Here is a 2554-nt window from a genome sequence, read left to right on the forward strand (position 1 = left end):
CCGTGGAGCTGGACGCAGTGGTCGAGGACCTCGGACTGGGCCTGCGAGGACCACCACTTGGCCTTGGACGCCTCGACCGGCGAGAGCTCACCGCGGGAGTGCGCGGCGACGCACTTGTCGACGTACGCCTCGGCGACCTCGATCTGGGTGACCAGCTCGGCGAGCAGGAACTTGTTGTGCTGGAACTGGCCGATGGACTGGCCGAACGCCTTGCGGTCCTTGGCGTACTGCACGGTCTCGAGCAGGATCTGCTTGGCCTGCGCCACGTTGGCGACCGCGCACGAGACGCGCTCCTGCGGGAGCTCCTCCATCATGTGGATGAAGCCGCGGTTGAGCTCGCCGATGACCTCGGCGTCGGTGACGCGTACGTTCTCGAAGAAGAGCTCGGCGGTATCGGACTCCTCCATGCCGACCTTGTCGAGCTTGCGGCCGCGCGAGAAGCCCTCCTTGTCGGCCTCGATCGCGAAGAGGGTGATGCCCTTGGCACCCTTCTCCGGGTCGGTGCGGACCGCGGTGATGACCAGGTCGCAGGAGAAGCCGTTGGTGATGAAGGTCTTGGAGCCGTTGATGACCCACTCGTCGCCGTCGCGGACGGCGGTGGTCTTCAGCGCGGCCAGGTCCGAGCCGCCCGATGGCTCGGTCATGCCGATGGCGAGCAGGATCTCACCGGAGGAGACCCCCGGGAGCCAGCGCTGCTTCTGCTCCTCGGTGCCCAGACGGACCAGGTAGGGGGCGGTGATGTCGGAGTGGATGCCGACGCAGGTCGGGTACGCAGCCCCGATCTTGCCCAGCTCCTCGGCGAGCACCGCGTTGAACCGGAAGTCCTCGGCGCCGGCGCCGCCGTACTCCTCCGGGATCGCGAGCCCGAGGAAGCCGTTCTCACCAGCCTCGAGCCAGAACTCGCGGGGCAGCGACTTGTCGGCGATGTGCTTGTCGGTGTGGGGCTTGACCGAACGCTCCAGCCACTGCTGGACGGAGGCTCGGAAGTCCTCGTGGTCTTCCTCGTAGATGTCGCGCTTCAGCATGCCCCGGAGTCTACGACGCCGCGGTTACTCAGTGGTAACCCATGTTTCAAATCGGCAGGGCCAAAACGGCAGAGCCAAAACGGCAGAGCCAAACCCGCGGAGCCAAACCCGCGGAGCCAAACCCGCGGAGCCAGAACCGCAGAGCCAAACCCGCGGAGTCAGCGATTGATCCGGACCGGCGTACGCCACGCCACCACCAGCAGCGGCAGCGAGACGACCAGCCCGACGACGAAGACGACGTGCAGGGCAGGCGCGAGCACGGAGGCCGGCAGCGCCTCGAGCGCAGGCACCTCTCCCCCGGCGTACTCCCTCCTGACCAGCCCGTTCGCGACCGCGCCGAAGAGCGCGACACCCAGCGCCGAGCCCACCGAGCGGGCGAACATGTTGGACCCGGTCGCGACCCCGCGGACCTCCCAGTCGACGGACGAACCGGCGGCGACGACCCCAGGGTTGACCGACCAGCCGAACCCGAGACCGAGCACGAAGCACGGGATCGCAAGATGCCAGAACGACGAGTTCTCACCGACGGTCGTCAGCACCAGCCCGCCCGCGATGACCAGCAGCGCACCGAGCGTGACCGCCAACCGGAACCCTCTCGAGAGGTAGATCCGGCCGGCGGTCGAAGCCGCGATCGGCCAGCCGATGCTCATCCCGGCCAGGGCGAACCCGGCCACCACCGCCGAGTGACCGAGCACGGTCTGGGCATAGAGCGGGACGTACGTCGTCAGCCCGAGCATCACGACGCCGACGACCAGGCTGGCGGCGTTGGCCGGGGCGAGGACTCGGTGGCCGAAGACCCACGGCGGCAGCACCGGATCCGCCGCCCGCCGCTCCACGAACCAGAAGGCGACCAGTGCCGCGACGCCGATCCCGAAGATGACGTACGACGTCGGCGATGCCCAGGCCCAGGCGTGGCCGCCTTCGAGCAGCCCGAGCAGCAGCGCGATCCCGCCGACCGTCAGCAGTCCCGCGCCGGCCCAGTCGATGGACGTTGTCGGGGCCGGCTTCCTGGTCTCGTGGAAGTGCCGCAGCAGCCACAGCGCGACCGCCCCGACCGGCAGGTTGATCAGGAAGATCAGCCGCCAGTCGAGGTAGTCGGCGAAGAGGCCGCCGAGCGTCGGGCCGACGATCGCGGCGGTGGCCCAGACCGAGGCGACGTACGAGGTCGCGACCGCCCGCTCCTCCATCGTGTAGATGTCGGAGACGATCGTCATCGACATCGGCTGGATCGCGCCGGCGCCGATGCCCTGGATCGCCCGGAAGACGATCAGCGAGGTCAGCGACCAGGCCAGCCCGCACAGCAGCGAGCCGACCAGGAACGCCACGATCCCGGCGATCATCACCGGCTTGCGCCCCAGCCGGTCGGCGACTTTGGCATAGAGCGGTGTGGTCACCGCCGTCGCCAGCACGTAGATCGAGAAGAGCCACGGGAACTGCTCGAACCCGCCGAGGTCCCTCACCACGCTCGGCACCGCGGTCGCCAGGATCGTCATGTCGATCGCGACCAGGCTGAGCGAGACCATCACCGC

2 protein-coding genes are annotated in these 2554 nt (G+C 68.7%); both read right to left on the minus strand.

What is annotated here, in order from left to right; all coding sequences use genetic code 11:
- The coding region (locus tag ACRDPS_RS15765) for an acyl-CoA dehydrogenase family protein (RefSeq protein ID WP_431502599.1) at positions 1-1022 on the minus strand (1022 nt) is incomplete at its 3' end.
- 161 nt (positions 1023-1183) lie between these two features.
- Positions 1184-2554 (minus strand): MDR family MFS transporter (locus ACRDPS_RS15770; RefSeq protein ID WP_431502600.1); only part of this gene is annotated, 1371 nt, incomplete at its 5' end.

It is taken from the genome of Nocardioides sp. (assembly GCF_050699375.1).
In the GTDB taxonomy this organism is placed as follows: Bacteria; Actinomycetota; Actinomycetes; order Propionibacteriales; family Nocardioidaceae; genus Nocardioides.